The sequence below is a fragment of the Mojavia sp. genome, from assembly GCF_059505145.1.
In genome coordinates this window covers 506,982-523,753 of sequence record NZ_JCACKA010000047.1, presented here as the reverse complement: position 1 = coordinate 523,753, position 16,772 = coordinate 506,982, and the positions used below count along the sequence as shown (strand labels likewise).

At 41.0% G+C, this 16,772-nt stretch carries 15 protein-coding genes; 7 read left to right on the top strand and 8 right to left on the bottom strand.

Annotated elements, in window-relative coordinates; all coding sequences use genetic code 11:
- Positions 1-218 precede the first annotated feature (218 nt).
- The gene (locus tag AC5JL8_RS09405; RefSeq protein ID WP_495879507.1) at positions 219-3,386 is read right to left on the bottom strand and encodes an MFS transporter; all 3,168 of its coding nucleotides are present in this window, start codon (positions 3,384-3,386) and stop codon (positions 219-221) included.
- 615 nt (positions 3,387-4,001) lie between these two features.
- Between AC5JL8_RS09405 and AC5JL8_RS09400 the strand changes: the two genes are divergently transcribed.
- The 4 genes from AC5JL8_RS09400 (at position 4,002) to AC5JL8_RS09385 (ending at position 7,396) form a co-directional block, all read left to right on the top strand.
- Positions 4,002-5,291, top strand: coding sequence for a histidine kinase (locus tag AC5JL8_RS09400; RefSeq protein ID WP_495879506.1), 1,290 nt, complete (start codon positions 4,002-4,004; stop codon positions 5,289-5,291).
- Between the two features lie 125 nt (positions 5,292-5,416).
- On the top strand, positions 5,417-5,884 hold the full coding sequence (locus AC5JL8_RS09395) for a BON domain-containing protein (RefSeq protein WP_495879505.1): 468 nt from the start codon (positions 5,417-5,419) through the stop codon (positions 5,882-5,884).
- A 208-nt stretch (positions 5,885-6,092) separates the two neighbouring features.
- A complete protein-coding gene (locus AC5JL8_RS09390) occupies positions 6,093-6,548 on the top strand; it encodes a CAAD domain-containing protein (RefSeq protein WP_495879504.1) in 456 nt (151 codons plus the stop codon).
- A gap of 440 nt (positions 6,549-6,988) precedes the next feature.
- On the top strand, positions 6,989-7,396 hold the full coding sequence (locus AC5JL8_RS09385; RefSeq protein ID WP_495879503.1) for a hypothetical protein: 408 nt from the start codon (positions 6,989-6,991) through the stop codon (positions 7,394-7,396).
- A gap of 118 nt (positions 7,397-7,514) precedes the next feature.
- Here the strand turns inward: AC5JL8_RS09385 and AC5JL8_RS09380 are convergent, their stop codons facing one another.
- Both AC5JL8_RS09380 and AC5JL8_RS09375 read right to left on the bottom strand, forming a co-directional pair.
- Positions 7,515-9,101, bottom strand: a complete 1,587-nt coding sequence (locus AC5JL8_RS09380) for a metallophosphoesterase family protein (protein WP_495879502.1) — start codon at positions 9,099-9,101, stop codon at positions 7,515-7,517.
- A gap of 165 nt (positions 9,102-9,266) precedes the next feature.
- Positions 9,267-10,238 carry a YegS/Rv2252/BmrU family lipid kinase gene (locus AC5JL8_RS09375; RefSeq protein ID WP_495879501.1) on the bottom strand — a complete coding sequence of 324 codons (972 nt, stop codon included), beginning with the start codon at positions 10,236-10,238 and terminating at the stop codon, positions 9,267-9,269.
- A gap of 368 nt (positions 10,239-10,606) precedes the next feature.
- On the opposite strand from AC5JL8_RS09375, the gene AC5JL8_RS09370 reads away from it, so the two are divergent.
- Positions 10,607-11,467 (top strand): AAA-like domain-containing protein, encoded by an 861-nt coding sequence (locus AC5JL8_RS09370; RefSeq protein ID WP_495879500.1) that lies wholly within the window; start codon positions 10,607-10,609, stop codon positions 11,465-11,467.
- A 177-nt stretch (positions 11,468-11,644) separates the two neighbouring features.
- Positions 11,645-14,215 (top strand): AAA-like domain-containing protein, encoded by a 2,571-nt coding sequence (locus AC5JL8_RS09365; protein WP_495879499.1) that lies wholly within the window; start codon positions 11,645-11,647, stop codon positions 14,213-14,215.
- Positions 14,216-14,274: 59 nt separating this feature from the next.
- Here AC5JL8_RS09365 and AC5JL8_RS09360 read toward each other — a convergent pair whose 3' ends face one another.
- The gene (locus tag AC5JL8_RS09360) at positions 14,275-15,045 is read right to left on the bottom strand and encodes a transposase (RefSeq protein ID WP_495879498.1); all 771 of its coding nucleotides are present in this window, start codon (positions 15,043-15,045) and stop codon (positions 14,275-14,277) included.
- 38 nt (positions 15,046-15,083) lie between these two features.
- Here AC5JL8_RS09360 and AC5JL8_RS09355 point away from each other — a divergent pair, with 38 nt between their 5' ends.
- Positions 15,084-15,383 (top strand): hypothetical protein, encoded by a 300-nt coding sequence (locus tag AC5JL8_RS09355; RefSeq protein ID WP_495879572.1) that lies wholly within the window; start codon positions 15,084-15,086, stop codon positions 15,381-15,383.
- Here the strand turns inward: AC5JL8_RS09355 and AC5JL8_RS09350 are convergent.
- The 4 genes from AC5JL8_RS09350 to AC5JL8_RS09335 all read right to left on the bottom strand — a co-directional run bounded on the left by AC5JL8_RS09350 (position 15,350) and on the right by AC5JL8_RS09335 (position 16,662).
- Complete coding sequence (locus tag AC5JL8_RS09350; RefSeq protein ID WP_495879497.1) at positions 15,350-15,754, bottom strand: type II toxin-antitoxin system VapC family toxin; 405 nt, start codon at positions 15,752-15,754, stop codon at positions 15,350-15,352. The two genes, AC5JL8_RS09355 and AC5JL8_RS09350, sit on opposite strands and share 34 nt — an antisense overlap.
- Positions 15,754-16,083 carry a DUF2281 domain-containing protein gene (locus AC5JL8_RS09345; RefSeq protein WP_495879496.1) on the bottom strand — a complete coding sequence of 110 codons (330 nt, stop codon included), beginning with the start codon at positions 16,081-16,083 and terminating at the stop codon, positions 15,754-15,756. Before AC5JL8_RS09345 ends, AC5JL8_RS09350 begins: the two co-directional genes overlap by 1 nt.
- A gap of 88 nt (positions 16,084-16,171) precedes the next feature.
- Entirely contained in the window at positions 16,172-16,483 is a 312-nt protein-coding gene (locus AC5JL8_RS09340) for a type II toxin-antitoxin system RelE/ParE family toxin (protein WP_495879495.1), read from the bottom strand.
- Complete coding sequence (locus tag AC5JL8_RS09335) at positions 16,471-16,662, bottom strand: hypothetical protein (RefSeq protein ID WP_495879494.1); 192 nt, start codon at positions 16,660-16,662, stop codon at positions 16,471-16,473. The genes AC5JL8_RS09340 and AC5JL8_RS09335 overlap by 13 nt, the downstream gene beginning before the upstream one ends.
- Positions 16,663-16,772 lie beyond the last annotated feature (110 nt).

The window sequence follows — 16,772 nt, the reverse complement described above, 5'->3', positions numbered from 1 at the left end:
GAACACAGACATTCAGTAAATCACAAGGTTTTTCCATTCTTGCGATCGCAAGGAGACAAGGAGAGAATGTTATTTAAACACACCCCCTTCCTCTTTTTGAGTAGAAAAATAATAAGCCTGCACAGAAGCCAAGAGGGTAGGCTAGGCAGGCTTAGAGGATTTCTATGAATTCGGCAGACTCATGCTGACGAAATTACATATATATAGAGATGCAGAGTTTATCCAGGTAACACAAAACCTGTGACGGCGATTGCTCCTGCGATCGCACTGGCAACAAGAGAAGTCAGAGCTGTACCAAATAACCACCAAGCAGCACTGGCAACGGTTTTTTTGGTTTCTTCAGCTTGCTTTTTAGCTTGCTTTTGAATTGCTTTTAAGCGTTTTTGTGCTTCTTGCTGGATACGTTCAGCTCGTTGCAAGACACCATCTCGCGCTGCTTCTATTTGATTAATGATGCGGTTGGCATCCTCTTGGGAAATATCCTGGCGAGAACTGAGGACAGCAACAAGGGTATCACGATCAAAATGACTGAGGCGATCGCGTAACGCTTCAAATCCAGTTTGCGGATCGTCAAACAATTTGGCAAAGTCTTGCTTAATACCTTCGTAGTTCAGTTCTGGACGATCTAGTGAGTTGAGATAGTTGCGAATTTGGCTAAAAGTTCCATCAACTACTGATTGCACCCGTTGCTGAATCTGCTGATATTGCTGCACAAGTGAAGCCCGAACAGACTCGATTTGCTCCACAATTTGGTTTGCTTCTTCTTCGGAAATATCTTCGCGTTGGGATAGCAGCGCCACAATTGTAGAACGGTCAAATCTGGCCAGGCGATCGCCTAAATTCTCGATTCCCAGCCGTGGATCTTGCAGTAGCAATTGTAAATCACGCTTGATACTATCTGGGTTTAGTTCTTCTTTGTTGGTATGACGCAGATAGTTTTCGAGATTGGTTTCAAAATCTAAAACTCTTTGTGTGGCTCGATTTGCCAAGCGTCGTGGTGATCTGACAATGGTACGAATCGCTTCTTGGACTTGATCGATTATTTGATTAACTTGTTCTTGGCTCAAGTCTCCCTGTTGGGTTAGTAGTTTGACCAAGGTTTCCCGGTCTACTTGAGATAAGCGATCGCGTATTGCCAAAGCACCTTGTTTCGGATCAGCCAGCAAAACTTCCAAATCTTGCCTGATACCCTCTGGGTTGAGTTCTTCGAGATTTGTGTTGCGGAGATACTCAGCGATCGCTGTGGTTGTTTGCTCGTATTGTTCTTTGGCTCGATCTGCTACTGCTTGCGGTGCTTGCAGAATACTATCCCTGACACCTTCTAGCTGATCGAGGATTTGGTTAACTTGCTCCTCGCTTAAATCTTGACGTTGACTAAGCAGTTGCACCAAACTATCACGGTCAAATTGCGATAGGCGATCGCGTAATGCGGCAAATCCTGCTTGTGGATCATCTAGTAAAGCTCTAAAATTCTGTCTGATACCTTCAGGATTAAGTTCTTCTAAGTTGGTATTTCGCAGATAGTCTTCTACTCTTTGGCGCAGTTGATCAGCTTTGGTTGTTGCTTGCTCTTGTAAATCTCTCGCACGGTTCAATACAGAATCACGAGTGCTTTCGAGTTGATTAACAATATTATTAGCTTCCTCTTCGCTAATATCTTGACGTTGCAGGAGCAATTGTACAAAGCTATCACGATTAAATTCTGATAGGCGATCGCTTAAATCTGCCAAACTAGCTTGCGGCTCTTCTAACAACTTGGCAAAATCACGCTCAATAGCTTCAGGATTCAATTGTTCTTTCCCTGTCGCACGCAGATAATTTTCGATCAAGGTCTGAAAGCTTTGGCGTTGTTCTCTTACTTGCGCCTGTTGCACAAGTTCTAAAACTTCTTGGCGAATGCTTTCCATCTGCTGGGAAATTTCTTTTACCCTGGCTTCGCTGATATCACCTCGCTGTGTCAGCAAGTTAGCAAAATATTCTTGATTGATTTCCTCCAATTCTCGCTGCGTAGTTGCAGGATCTGCCTGTGCATCGTAGATGACTTCTTGGAATTCATCTTTCATCGTCAAGCGGTTAAAATGCCAAGGCAAAGAATTGAGGATGTAGTCTTCTACATCTCCTTTAATAGTGTTGTGGCTTGGTGCAGGCAATCTTTGAGCGATTTGCTCGGTGGTTTTATCTGTAAAGCTTTGCAGTTCGTGGGTAATTCTCTCGACATCTATATCCTGAACCTTATCTTTGAGCTTTTGTAACTGTGCCTTAATTTTCCCCACATCTATATCAGAGAGGTCTAGCCTGTTCAACACTGCTGTCCCAGCAGTACCCAAGCCATATTGAACCGCTTGCTTGATCACACCATTGTTGCCATTGCCATTTTCTTTGCCATTTTCTCTACCGTTGTCTCTGGCTGTAACCAATTGCTGAAGCCGTTCACCTAAATCTTCCGAATTCAACTCTTCAGGAGTCGCAGACTTGAGTAAATTAATTACTGTCTCCGTCGGATTTTTCCGGGATGAAGCTTGTCGCCAAGCAGCTTCTAACTGGTCAGCAATTTGATTAATGTCCGCTTGAGACAAGTCTGTACGACTGCTGATTAAATCAACAAAAGTTTGGCGATTTACATTTTTTAGCACATCGTTATTAGCGATCGCTTGCCAATCTATATCATTGAGTATTTTGTCAAATTGATTGCGAATTTCTGACAAATCTAGCTTTGGAAGTTGCAAAGAATTTAAGGAGCTTTGTAGAGTATTGCTGATACTTTCAGGATCAAAACCTGAAGTTAGTTCACGCCGGACAGCAGCTGTAATTTCCTCAGCAGTAGCCACCATTTGTTTTTGAGCAGCATTAGCGCTTATACCAGCAGTTGCTGTACCCATTAGAGCTTGAAAACCAGAAGTGAAAGTGCTGGCAATAGAACCAATTAAAGAACCTACAGCTGATGAACCCAACCAAACTACTATCGAGAAGTAGGTAGACCAGATTACTACACCGATGATTGCTCCTAAAAACGCACTTTCGATTAAAGTGAGTTTGACGGCTAGAAAACAAGCTAAGAATAACGCAATGCTAGCAGTTATTATCGCCCAAAAGCCTAGTTTAGTTTCAATTTCACGAACTTTACTACCCCAAGTTTCTGAATCATCATCACTATCAGAATCAGAACCCAAAGTTGAAATTCCTGCGGCAACTGAAAAATTTGTTAATAGCAATTGAAAGGCAAATGCCATCAGAGTGCCAGCCAATAATGCTACTAAAAACTTAGAGCCAGAAAATACAACCGGTATTGCGTCTGGAGTGAATAAAGATTCTTGCGCTCTAGACATAGGTGCTATTCCCAAACGTAGCCAACCCCATGTCAAATTAGATTCGACAAATTGAAACATAGTATTTTCTCACTTGTATTCAATCTAATATCCATTTTTTAAGTAAATGGCTTACCTACTACTCTAGATATCAGCTAGCTTGACCTACACAATCTTAAGTGGTAAATTTCCTCACCAAAAGTCGTATTCTGCACTAAGAAATAGGTAATTTTAGTTTTAGTTGTAGCTAATTAGGTCAATTTTAATTTTTGTATAAATAATTATTAATTCATATGGAATTTGTATAATTTGAGATAAAAATTAATTTGAATAAGTTTAAAATTCATGATATTAAGCGGTAAAAACCATATTTAATCAAATTATTAGTCATATTTATTACATTTAGGTAGTTATTGGTATTGGGAATTTATAAATTTGACAAATTTGCTCAAAAAAATTAGTTGTCTCGATTTTAAAATTCAATATTTTTATTTCTAATTTACAAGCGATTTTTGATTGTGAATGGTCGCTTATTCATTAATTTAATTATTTTTATCAGCGTACCTATATCTAATGATAGATATAAAATTTCTTCCAAATGATTGATGAAAAATAATGCTAAATAAAACAAAAATAGACTTTAAGTGAGCTTAATAATTTTTTGATTAAAAATGTTCTTATTGAGGAGGAGAAAGAATGGTTGCAAATAAAGTAAGGCGTGCTATCGGTATATTTTCTAATCGTCGGGATGTTGAAGGGGCGCTACGTGAGTTAGGTAATTCCGGCCTAGTGATGGATAAAGTATCTGTAATCGCACGAGACGCAGATCGCAACGATGAAATTGCAGGTACTCAAGTACACGATAAAGTTGGCGATAAGGCTGACGAAGGTGCAACAGTCGGAGCAGTTTCCGGTGGTGCTTTGGGCGGTTTGACAGGCTTATTAGTAGGTCTTGGTACGTTAGCAATCCCCGGAATTGGGCCAATCATGCTTGCTGGGGCAACAGCAACCGCTTTGGCTACAACTTTAGCAGGTGCAGGTATTGGTGCAGCAGCCGGTAGTTTACTTGGCGGACTAATTGGCTTAGGAATCCCTGAAGAACGCGCCAGAGTTTACAACCAAGGAGTAGAGCGGGGCGGCTATTTAGTAATTGTAGACGGCACAGACGATGAAATTGCAAGAGCTGAACCAATTTTCAGACGGTGGAATATCGAAGAGTTTGCCGTTTATGATCGACCAAATGATGTGACATCTGCGCCTGCTGTGGCTCATACAGCTACACCTGTCGTTGCTCATAGAGATGTTCAAAGAAATAAACGGGCGATCGGTGTCTTTTCTCATCACCGAGATGCAGAAGCTGCACTAACTGAACTGCGAGATGCAGGCTTCTCGATGAATCGAGTCTCGATCATTGCAAAAAACAGCAACGGCAATCAAATTGCTGGTGGAGATCAGAATTTCGGTGCAGGCAATAAAGCAGACGAGGGAGCGAAAGCTGGAGCAGCTACAGGCGCAGCTTTAGGCGGTTTAGGAGGCTTATTAGTAGGTCTTGGGGCTTTAGCAATCCCTGGAATTGGGCCTGTGATTGCGGGGGGTGCAGTAGCTACAGCTTTAGCAACAACACTGACTGGTGGTGCTGTGGGCGCAGCAGCTGGCGGTATTGTTGGCGCACTTGCTGGCTTAGGAATTCCCGAAGATAGGGCGCGAGTTTATAGCGATCGCTTCCAAAAAGGTGACTACCTAGTTATGACCGATGGTTCGGAATCTGAAATCCACCACGCTGAAACTATTCTGAGACGTCGAGGAATTGAAGAATTCGCTGTCTATGACGCTACTGATATAGATCACGAACATCGTCAAGGATACGGCCAAGTTAACCGTCAAGATACACCAGTGGTTGATACCGCTCGCAGTACTAACACAACGGGTCTGGATAGACAAGACCCTGCGGTAATCATTATTGACCGCCGCGATGAAAAAGTTTAACCCAAGTTAGTTGCCACTCTCCAAAACTTTTCTAATAGGAGCAAGGGCATACATAACTTGTTCAAATCTTCTCCCACACACATCAGCACATCGACAACTTGTATCTTTATACCAACATTAAACAGATGAAAAAGCTAACACCCTTCTTAATTACTGGACTTTTGGTTTTTGGTGCTGCTGCTTGTAGTAATGATACTGCCAGAACAAGTGATGCAGCCCCTGATAATCCTAACGAAGCTGTACAAGCACCAAGTCCCCAGACAACAGAAGCATCTCAAAGAGACGCACAAAGTGAAGTTCGTCGTAGACAACTAAATTCCGACATCCGTGCCCGTGAAGAGCGCGAAAATATCGCTGGTGGTGGCGATACAAACAGAGCAGCAGCCGATCTTGCCAGTGAAGTTCGCTCCAAATTGGAAGCTAATATACCTAAGAGCGCTCTAACAGTTGAAGCCGCAGAGAATGGCACAGTCACTGTAGGTGGAACGGTCAACAACCAGCAGGAGTTAGACAAGATTGAGCGTTTGGCAAAAGAAATTAAAGGTGTCACACAAGTAGTTGTAAAAGCAGCAGTTGCTCCACCAGTTCAATAAAGTAGTCAGCAGTAAATTCAGGTCAATAAGGGTGCATCGCTAAATATCAAGAGTTCAAGAGTCTATAGTCTATAGTCAAAAATCTTAGTATGTAGATTAATAGACTATAGACAAAATATGCTCAATTCTAGGCTCTAATCATGACTATTATACTGATTGAAACTTAAGCAATTATAGAAAGTGTTGTAATTACCAAAATATAACAACCATGGAAACAGAACAACAGCAAGTCGAATTAGTAGATTCTACCTCACCAGAAGGTACAATGGCTCTTGTAGGCACAGAAAATGAGACATTACCAAAGCTACCGCCTGCGAAAGAACCTGATAATCAATGGCAGGAAATTGGTAAAAGTATTTCTGACTTCTTAGCGGAATTACCTGAATATTTAGGACGCTTTTTTAACGAATACAAACAGCCTTTGCTAACAATAGGCGCACTTGTGTTAGCAATTGTTGCGCTTAGAGTAGTGCTGGCAATACTGAGTGCAGTTAATAGCATTCCGCTATTAATGCCAACCTTTGAGTTGATTGGCATTGGTTACACAGCTTGGTTTACTTCCCGTTATTTACTCAAAGCTTCGACTCGGCAAGAATTAGTTAATGGAATTCGAGATCTGCAACAAGAAGTTGTGGGCGAAGAACATACAGAAAACTTAAACTAACCCTATTAAATTAAGCCAACCAAATAAAATAACATATCTATGTTAGTTAAATGCGTTAGCGCTACTCGTAACGCATCTAACTTCAAGAAATCGTGCGTTAATACGCTATCTTCAATTTATTTTGGTCGGGTTACTTATTAGGGTTGATGCCATTTGATTAATTGGTTATAGGGTGAGCAATGCTCACCCTATAATTTGCTGTTTTGAAAATTATAACTGTTAATTTGCTACAGTATTTGTCCTGAAAATTTTAGTGATTTAGTTAAGTCAATTATATATATATTTATACATTTAATTATAAATTTAAATATATCTTCTGATAGAGTAAATAGTTGTTTTTCCGAATCAACTCACTTCCAAAGATAGTAGATTCATCTTTACTAAAAGCCTAATCTAGTTCAGTAAGTTATTCAACAGAATGTTTAACGAGGGCATAAATTATGAGTAATAAAGAATTTAATAAAGCAATAGACTCATCTGATCGCGTTGACTCAGATGTATACGATCGCGGTATTGTCCCAGCGGAAACTGCTGCGCGTAAAGAAAGAGAGGGAGATCTGTTCAAAACAATCCCCACAGAAGAAAGAGAAGCAAGCGCTGTGACTGATGACCAAACCAATTCCGAAAGCATACGCACCACAGACGGCTACACTGTGGACAAAGAAGGTTTATTGAACAACTACCCAGTTGAACCGGAAATGTACTATGAAGTCCCTGGTGATGCACGCCAAGCAGAAGCGCAGGACACTGCAAACCGTGTTGAGGAACTCATAGAAATAAAACAGGACAAGGAAGGTCAATTAACAGAAGAGGGTGATACCCGCGGTAAAGGAACAGGAATGGTTTAACTTGATTGCTACATCAAGTCTGTGAAGTTTGTGGGGATACTGTAACTATAATGATGGGGAAGAAATCCTCATCATTATTTTTATCGGACAGTACGATTGGGAGTGAGAAGAATCATCCTTAAATCTTGAACGGCTCAAGTTCTCGGTTATGCCACTGCCGCTGATACCAGTCGGCAACTAAAGGACGGACAATGAAGTTAGCGTGGCGTTCGCCGGAGGCGTTGGTTCCGCCATCGCCTTTGACATCAATGCGAAGACATGAGTAGGGCCTGTGCTTCTGGGAACCTTGACCATTACGGCCGACGTAAAGATGCGATCGCGCTACTAATTTATCTGCATCTTCCATAGTTTCCCTTAAATCTGCACCCTCAGTTCGTTGGCGACGCAAACTAAAACCACTACCCCCACATACAATCCAGTGAATATGAGAATCAGCGTGTCCTGTGTCCAAAGTTTGCAGATATTCTAGGCAGTGGGCGTGTCCATTGATTACTAAATCGACTAAAGGACGCCCCTGAGTTAGGGAACCTAGTTGTTTAGCCACCGCATCTAGCACCCCACGTAAGCGGCTACGGATTGCTAGAGTTTGCGCTTGTTGCCATTTCGTCGCCTCAGTTACATAGGGAGGATGATGGAAATAAATTACCCTACCTCGAACTTCTTGAGTGTTCCAAGATTCAATTAACCTCTGCCTCAGCCAGTCCAACTGTTCGGCATCAGTTATGGTTGTTTTGTTCGTGGTTAGTTGCTTATCGATATCAACAATAATCTCCTCAATTTGCGAGAGTTTACTTTGCAAATCGTCCAGTTGTTCAGCTTCATTAGGATTACTGGGATTGAGGGTTGCTGAGGTTTGTATGATTTGCTGCATTTCCTGCTCTAAATCTTGACGACGTTTCTCCAAGATTCGGCGATCGGCATCACCTTCTTTAGTTGTAGGTAGCGGTGGCGGATCGTTAAATGTATTAGAATCGAGTGCAAAAAAGTCAATACCACCGTAGCGAAAGGTGTAGTAACGATTTGGCAACCGAGTGAATTGCCCTGGTTGGTAGGAAAGACAGCGACCAGTATCTGTTTTGGCAGTGTAATGTTTGTCTAAATGTCGGGCGAGATCTCCGGGAAACTGAAACGCGTTGAGATAGTCTAGAAAAGCCCGTGCATAAGCATCACCCGTTCCTGAACCATACAAACCTACATCCAAGTCTAGCCGCGATCGCAACAAACGCCGAATAGGTAATGTTGTCAGAGAAACTAAGCTAAATAAAATCGGCAGGTCATAATAATCGTGATTTCCTGGTATGGGGAGAATAGGCAAATTGAAAACCATTTGGTCATAGGCAATTTTTTGGGGATGTTCCCCGCCTAAAAGAAACTCTCGGTAAGGCTGAATGAAGTTCTGCTGGTAGTACTCTTTCGACCCCACTAAATAAATCACATCGCCCGTATGCAGCATAAAACGGCATTCGTGGTGATGGGGTAGCATCAGTTCCGCAACTTGTCGTTGGGGATTATGTCCCTTGTGTATTCCAGAACCGCTGTCACCCACAACCAAAAATGAGAAATCAGCATCATTTGCTTGACCATCCTCCAGCACTAGTCGAGTTTGGTCAATGTTCCGTTCTACAATTAACGGATCTTGCCATTTTACCCGCTGCTGCATCTTACGAATTTTTTTGGCGATCGCCGGGTCAGAAACGAGTTTCAATGCAACTTACTCCTGAATTTTCTAGCGATTGAGTGAGGGAGTTGAGGAAGATAGCTTCCCCATCTCCACCTTACCGAAAGTCGGCGCGGGAAAAGCCCATTCCTTCTAAGGGTGGAATGAATTGCTTTCCTATGCCCTATGCCCCATTCCCTATGCCCGCGGAGCTTAATCACTTGCTGTGTCTTTCAACTCAATTGTCAAGTTGGGCAGACCTTCTAATTTTTCTGTAGGTACAACTTCTTCTAAAAGTGGTGAAAAAACTTTTAAGCCACTTGGTACACACTTCACTTCAATCGGAGTTTTACCGATGATTTCACCATCAAGGACGACCTTTTGTGGTGGGTTAGTGGTAATTTTGAATTGTTTGGCTCGTAGGTAGCCAATGTCATCACGCTCAACTGGACTACCCGCAGAAGCCGTTTGAAATAGGTGATATGTTGCGGCGATCGCTCCCGCCTTACTAACTGGAGCCACTATCGTCAAATCTAGCAGCCCATCATCATAAATAATTCCTGCTGGCCCTTGAGCCAAAACGGAAGTGGGAGGTGCAGCATTCGCTACTGTTACCGCACAAGCGCTAGTTTTAATGATTTTATCTTCAGTCTCAATCTCTACATCAAAGCTCTCTAATTCTCGCAGCTGTTGCAGCCCTGCCAGAATATACGCCATAATGCCAAAGCGTTTCTTAGACTCTCGGTCTGCTTTTTCTACAGTTTCAGCTTCAAAGCCAACACCTGCCAGCAGTACCATTGGCAGATCATTGCAATAAGCTACATCTACACAGCGTGTTCCTCCCTGCAAAATTGTCTGGCAGGCGGCTTCAATTGTGTCCGGTAATGCTAAAGCTGTGACAAAAGCATTTGCTGTGCCTCTGGAAATAATGCCTATAGGAATATTTGTACCCACTACAGCTGCTGCTGCTGCTGAGAGAGTACCATCTCCACCCGAAGCAATAATTTCATCTACCCCCCGCTCGACTGCTGCATAAGCCAGATCATCAGCACCGATTTCTTCGGTTGTGAAGTAAATATCTAAATCAATTTCTGGCTCTAGTATTGCCCGAATCTGCTCCAGTTCTTGTTCTGAATCACCTTGACCCGCAACCGGATTAAAGATAAGGCAAGCGGAACGCTTCATAAGAATAAAGATAAGATTGGAATGAATAAAATATCAAATTATTCATAGCATACCGATAAAATTTCCGCTTCCTCCTGATGGTTGGTTCCTTATCTAGCAAACTGCCAAAGTTGGCGTTGCATAAATGCAGGATGATTTTATTGATTTACAGATTATTGTAGGGTGACAATGCGATCGCATCTACTTGCAAAAATTAACAACGTCTACTCGTTTAGAGCAGTTTTGAGAGTACCAGGTGACAATGCGATCGCAAACAGTGGCTCGTGATTTGGTTTTTTGGTTTGCTCTAGAGTCCGAAAACCCGCATACTCAAAATGTAGATATCTGCCAGTTTAACCTTCCTTTTGGATTTCTTCGGTTCAAATCTCATGATGAGTAACCAAAATCAAACTCGCAAAATCCTACTTTTATCCGCAAATCCCAAAGGTAGCAGTCAGTTGCGTCTGGGTGAGGAGATGCGGGAAATTAAGGAGGGGTTGAAAAGGTCAAAGAATCGTGACCAATATTCTATTGCTACAGCAGAAGCAGTACGCTACAGAGATATACACAGAGCTATTTTGGAATACGAACCGCACATCATTCACTTTTCTGGACATGGGATAGGAGAAGAAGGCTTAGTATTTGAAGATGAATCGTGTCAAATCAAGTTAGTTGATGCGGAAGCTTTAGCTGGGCTATTTCAATTATTTGCTGACCAAGTACAATGTGTAGTTCTTAATGCCTGCTACTCTAAATACCAAGCTCTGGAAATAGCACGACATATTAATTATGTTGTTGGCATGAGTCAAGAAATTGGTGATAAAGCAGCCATTGAATTTGCAGTGGGTTTTTATGATGCACTTGGCGCAGATAAAGGTTATGAGTTTGCTTATAAGTTAGGTTGTAGCTTGATTCGTGTAGCTGGGATACCAGAAAACTTGACACCTAAATTAATTACCACAAGAGAAACAGCATTCGACTCTTCAACAGAAGCGACGACAATATATGTAGAAAGACCGCCCATTGAGGAGAAATGTTGTGAAGCAATTTTACAACCAGGAGCGCTAATTCGCATTAGATCGCCGCAGAAGATGGGCAAAACATTGCTGTTAGAGAAAGTACTCAACCATGCTAGAAAGCAAGGTTATCAAACAGCAAAATTAGATTTAAAACTTGCTGATATTAATATTTTGGCTGACACTAAAACATTTTTACAATGGTTATGTCTTAATGTTTCAGACAGCCTATAACTAGAACCCCAATTAGATAAATACTGGCAAGATATTTCAGGCTTTTGATCCCCCCAACCCCCCTTAGGAAGGGGGGCAAAACCTCTTAAAGTCCCCCTTAAAAAGGGGGATTTAGGGGGATCTAAAACTTTTTGCTACCAACAAGAGAACTTTTAAAACATCCTCTTAGGGTAAGTGATGCATGACCACTATCAATTCTCTGGAAGTCTACCTGAAAATGCCAGCACCTATGTTACACGCAAAGCTGACAGTGATTTGTATGCAGGACTTAAAGCCGGAAAGTTTTGTTATGTATTGAATTCTCGACAAAGCGGAAAGTCTAGCTTGCGTGTGCGAACCATGCAAAGACTCAGAGAAGAAGGTGTACAATGTGCAGCAATTGACCTTTCGGCTGGCGGTATTCAAAATGTCCCTCCCGAACAATGGTATGCAGATTTAATTGATAATTTAATTGAAAGTTTTGGCTTAGATGTAGATTTTGGTGATTGGTGGGAGGCTAATCAGTTAAATTCGCTGGTGACAAGATTTCGTAAGTTTTTAGAAGAGATATTACTTACTGAAGTTAAAGAAAATATCGTTATTTTTATTGATGAAATTGATAGTGTACTCAGCCTTAACTTTCCCACAGATGATTTTTTTGCCTTGATTCGTGCCTGTTATAATAAGCGGGTTGATAATCCTGAATATAATCGCCTCACTTTTTGTTTGTTAGGAGTCGCATCACCCAGCAATTTGATAGAAGATAAACAACGCACCCCGTTTAATATTGGCCAAGCTATCTCGCTAACTGGTTTTCAATTGCATGGAATTGAGCCGTTAGCCAAGGGTATGGAAGGGAAATTTTCTAACCCGCAATTAGTAATGAAGGAAATCTTATATTGGACAGGAGGACAACCATTTCTTACGCAAAAACTGTGTCAGTTTATGAGTGAAGAATCTTTGCAAGACAATCCTCGTACTGTTGAGCAGGTGGTGAAGTCTCGGATTATTGAAAATTGGGAATCTCAAGATGAGCCTGAGCATTTACGCACGATTCAAGCGAGAATTTTGCGGGATGAACAACGGGCTGGATATTTACTAGAACTGTATCAGCAAATTCAATTGAGGAACGAACAATCTCAGATTACAGCCGATAATACTTTAGAGCAAAGTGAGTTACAGCTTTCAGGCTTGGTTGTTAGGCAGCAAAACAACTTAAAAATTTATAATCCCATATATCAAGAAGTTTTTGATCGAGATTGGATAAATAATCAATTAAAAAATCTGCGCCCATATTCAGAGAATTTCCGCTTTTGGGTTGCTTTCCAAGGAAAGGATACATCACGATTATTGCGAGGAAAGGCTTTAGAAGAAGCTGAAATATGGGCGAGGGATAAGAGTTTAAGTTATCAAGATAGGCAGTTTTTAGCAGCTAGTAAAGAGCAAGAAATCCAAGAAGAGATTGCTGTTAAAGAGCAAGAAGCTGCTTTAGAACGTGAGACAAAGGATAAGGAAGCAGCAGAGAAAAGAAATCTGACACTGGCTGAAGCTAATCAAAAACTAGCTGAAGCAAATCATAAAGCTCAACAACATATTCGTATTGGTTCAGTTGTTTTAGTGCTGACATTATTAGGAGCAGCAATTTCTATAATTTGGGCAGGTAAGGATATTCAAGATATTCGAGAAAATACTAAATATGTCTCGCAATTATCTAAACTGAGCGAGGAACTTTATAAGAAAGACAAATCATCTTCAGCAAGTCAAGCGAGGGAACAAATAGGTTTATCTTACGAAATTAAAAATCACGAATTGAAAAAAGCAATGTTATTTACTTCTATGTCTCAAGCATATCAGCAACTTGGAGAATGGAAGCAAGCTGAAAAAGAGATTAGAGCAAGTCAAAATATTTTAGAAGCAAATAAACATATTATTACTTCTATTCAAGGGTTACAAATTCAAGTTTTAGCTAAGAAGGCTCAAGGTGATTTACTAGCACAGAAAAAAGAAATAAACCAAGCTATAGAATCTTATAAATCAGCATTTGAAATTCTTAATAAGAACCCAGAGCAAACCAGTCCATTTACAAAAACTAACCAATTGCTCGCAGCCAAAGATATTGAAGCTGTTCATCGAAATTTACTTAATTTACTCTCAACCAACACCCCAGCAGCAGAATTAAGAAAGCAGGTAGAAGAATCTCTTACCCAACATTTATATGCTCAACTTGAATACTCTTTGAAGGCTAAAAATTGGGAAGCAGCTGATGGGCAAACATACCAACTTATGCTCAATATTGCTAAAAGAGAAAAAGAAGAGTATTTAGATCTCGCCTCTATTAATAATTTTTCTTGTCCCGACTTTAAAAAAATAGACCAGCTTTGGGTCACTTATTCAGACAAACGTTTTGGATTTAGTGTGCAAAAGGAAATATGGATTAGCGCCGGGAATAGGATGCGTATAACACCAGAAGAGTGGAATGGAAAAGATATAGAAAATTATTATCGGTTTGCCAAGGCAGTAGGATGGTATGATGACAAAAAAACTAGGGATGAAGAAACGGGCGGCAGAGGAGGCGACTTAGCTGTGACGTATGCCGAACTGCTGAGGCGTATAAAAAATAACCCATCAAAGTATAAAGGTAGCCTACCCCATAGTCTTTGGAGATTAAACGAGAGAGAAGGCTGGAAAGATTTAAATATATTATTGGAGTGGAATAACGATGAGAAGGATGAGCTATTCTTCTCTCGCGCTGCGACTTGTAAAGTTTAACGTTTAAGGCTTTCAGAAGTTTGTAACCAATTATTGCTGCTTCATTTTCCACGTGACCATCAGCATTTCCAGTTTCCGATACCTGGCACTGGGGGCTGATAGCCGTTTGCGTGAATAAATTTTTCTGCTAGCTCTTGCACCTCTGTAGATTCTGTAACTTTTTGCTTGTTCCAAGGTAAACTAATCTGTCCTGGGGAAGATTTTTTAGCTTTAGCACCCTTTATTACCGAGGTTAAAAAGCGGCTACCCCAATAATTTCGTTTCTCTGGCTTTGCCTGTGGTCGATATTTCTGACAAAACCTACGATACTTCGCCGCGCACTCTTCCAAAGTTCGCCCCAGTTGCAAAAACGCTGGATGCCATTGAGTGATACCATCATGACTCAAACGGTCATGAATACCATAATTGCTGAAGTCGTAGAAAAAACCCTGTTGCATCCCCGCCGCTTTAGGATTAGCGTGGATATATCGCAGAGTATTTAAAGCTCGTCGCTTATCTGTATTGGCAAACCCTGTGCTATGGTATCGTTTCTCCCAAAAATGCCCTGTGCGGTTCAGCATTCGATTAAAGCACATAGCAGTGTACCAGTTAAGCCAGTGCATGATTTTGGGTAAATCTTCTGGCTGCTTGGGTTCCAGCAAGTAGTGAACGTGATTCGACATTATGCACAACGCATAAAGCTTAAACTCATACTTTTGTTGTGCTTTTTTAATTGCATACAGGAAGACTTCTCGGCATTCTAACCGCGTCAGCCGAAATTCCCGATTGTTGCAACGGGTGGTGATGTGATAACAAAAGCCTGGTTGAAAGTTACGTGCTGGGCGAGACATTGTAAAGTGTAAAAGCGCTCGCATCCACTGACAATGCGATTGTATCGGATGACAATGCCATTGCATCGCCTGACAATGCGATTGTATCGGGTGACAATTTGATTGTATCGAGTCACAATTCGATTGTATCGGGTGACAATTCAATTGTATCGACTAACAATTCGATTGCATCGGGTGACAATTCAATTGTATTGACTAACAATTCGATTGTATCGGGTGACAATTCGATTGTATCGAGTCACAATGCCATTGCATCGGGTGACAATGCCATTGTATTGAGTGATATTGCGATCGCATCGATTTGCTACCAAATAGTCACAATTGTGGTTAAAGCTTGAATTCGCAAATCACGAGTCACCAAGGGAATACCTAAAGAAAAAGCGGTGGCTGCAATAATTCTATCAGGCATATCAGGAACCGTTGCCCTGTCAATTTGCCTAATACCTCCTGAAATATTGCGATCTAGAGGTACAAGTACAATGCCGACATTGGGATCATCCAAGGCATTTAAAATTCGTGTAAGCACTTCTTCTGCAATTCTTCCTCTCTCAACTAAATAAGAAATCTCTATGATTGTGATAGCTGAGATGTAAATAGGATTACCCGCATTAACTGCTTGTTCTAATGCTGTTAATGCTGTTTGGGATAGTCTATTTACGTCAAAAATGTACCAAATTAAAGCGTGTGTATCTGCTACTACTGATGTCATTAAACAATATCTCTAGGAAAATTACCCCACATTTCTTGACGCGCATGAGCAATATCTTCTTCTGTAATATCTACCTTTAAATCAGTACATAAACCTCTAACACTGAGTAAGGCAGATTTTGTAGTTGTTTTTTGGTACAGAAATTCTGCAAAATCCAGTAATTCTTGTTGCTTATCTATAGGTAGCTGCCGAAACTTTTCTAACACAGCTTGTTCAAGATTCATAATATTTCCCCATGATTTTGCGTAGACGCAAAGCGGCTTGTCGTAAACATCGCATCCACTGACAATGCCATTGTATCGGGTAACAATGCGATTGTATCGAGTCACAATTCAATTGTATCGGGTGACAATGTCATTGTATTGAGTGATATTGCGATCGCATCGACTGACAATGCCATTGACGATTAACTTCTAACTACTCATAAGTATTAATTTGTAATTCAGAAACTTTAAGCAACCTTGAAGCATGAAACACAGTCAAAATGTTTACTTCATCCCCATCTAGCAAATAAACAATCCGATAGCTTCCTAAAATAATTTCTCGAATATTTTCCTGGTTAATTTCTGGTACTATTCGTCCTGAACGCGGAAAGTTCTCTAACCTTTGTACTGCATCAAAGACTTTATCTACAAGCACTTGTGCAAAAGCTGGTGTATCTCGTGCAATAAAATCACCAATAGCCTGAAGATCGTCAAGTGCTTGAGAAGTCCAATTTATTTGTGCCATTTCTTCATTTGTGCTTTAGCTTCTGCATGGGAAATAATATCACCATCTGCAACTTGCTTTAGCCCTTGTTCTATCTTATACAAGAAGTAAAGATGTTCCATAATCTCCGGAAACGAAACATCTTGTGGCATCTCCTCTAAAGCCTTAAGTATTTTTTGCTTTGCTGTAGTACCTGTCATGACTGTTCGCCGCCTTTTGCAACTAGTGGGTTATCTTTTAGAGTAAGCTGCGATCGCATCGACTGACAATGCGATTGTATCGAGTGACAATTCAATTGCATCGACTGACA

Excerpts from the sequence above, each read along its gene's own strand:
- AC5JL8_RS09405 (WP_495879507.1), bottom strand. The coding sequence starts at position 3,386 with ATGTTTCAATTTGTCGAATCTAATTTGACATGGGGTTGGCTACGTTTG.
- AC5JL8_RS09400 (WP_495879506.1), top strand. The coding sequence starts at position 4,002 with ATGGTTGCAAATAAAGTAAGGCGTGCTATCGGTATATTTTCTAATCGT.
- AC5JL8_RS09395 (WP_495879505.1), top strand. The coding sequence starts at position 5,417 with ATGAAAAAGCTAACACCCTTCTTAATTACTGGACTTTTGGTTTTTGGT.
- AC5JL8_RS09390 (WP_495879504.1), top strand. The coding sequence starts at position 6,093 with ATGGAAACAGAACAACAGCAAGTCGAATTAGTAGATTCTACCTCACCA.
- AC5JL8_RS09385 (WP_495879503.1), top strand. The coding sequence starts at position 6,989 with ATGAGTAATAAAGAATTTAATAAAGCAATAGACTCATCTGATCGCGTT.
- AC5JL8_RS09375 (WP_495879501.1), bottom strand. The coding sequence starts at position 10,238 with ATGAAGCGTTCCGCTTGCCTTATCTTTAATCCGGTTGCGGGTCAAGGT.
- AC5JL8_RS09370 (WP_495879500.1), top strand. The coding sequence starts at position 10,607 with ATGATGAGTAACCAAAATCAAACTCGCAAAATCCTACTTTTATCCGCA.
- AC5JL8_RS09365 (WP_495879499.1), top strand. The coding sequence starts at position 11,645 with ATGCATGACCACTATCAATTCTCTGGAAGTCTACCTGAAAATGCCAGC.
- AC5JL8_RS09360 (WP_495879498.1), bottom strand. The coding sequence starts at position 15,045 with ATGTCTCGCCCAGCACGTAACTTTCAACCAGGCTTTTGTTATCACATC.
- AC5JL8_RS09350 (WP_495879497.1), bottom strand. The coding sequence starts at position 15,754 with ATGACATCAGTAGTAGCAGATACACACGCTTTAATTTGGTACATTTTT.
- AC5JL8_RS09340 (WP_495879495.1), bottom strand. The coding sequence starts at position 16,483 with ATGGCACAAATAAATTGGACTTCTCAAGCACTTGACGATCTTCAGGCT.
- AC5JL8_RS09335 (WP_495879494.1), bottom strand. The coding sequence starts at position 16,662 with ATGACAGGTACTACAGCAAAGCAAAAAATACTTAAGGCTTTAGAGGAG.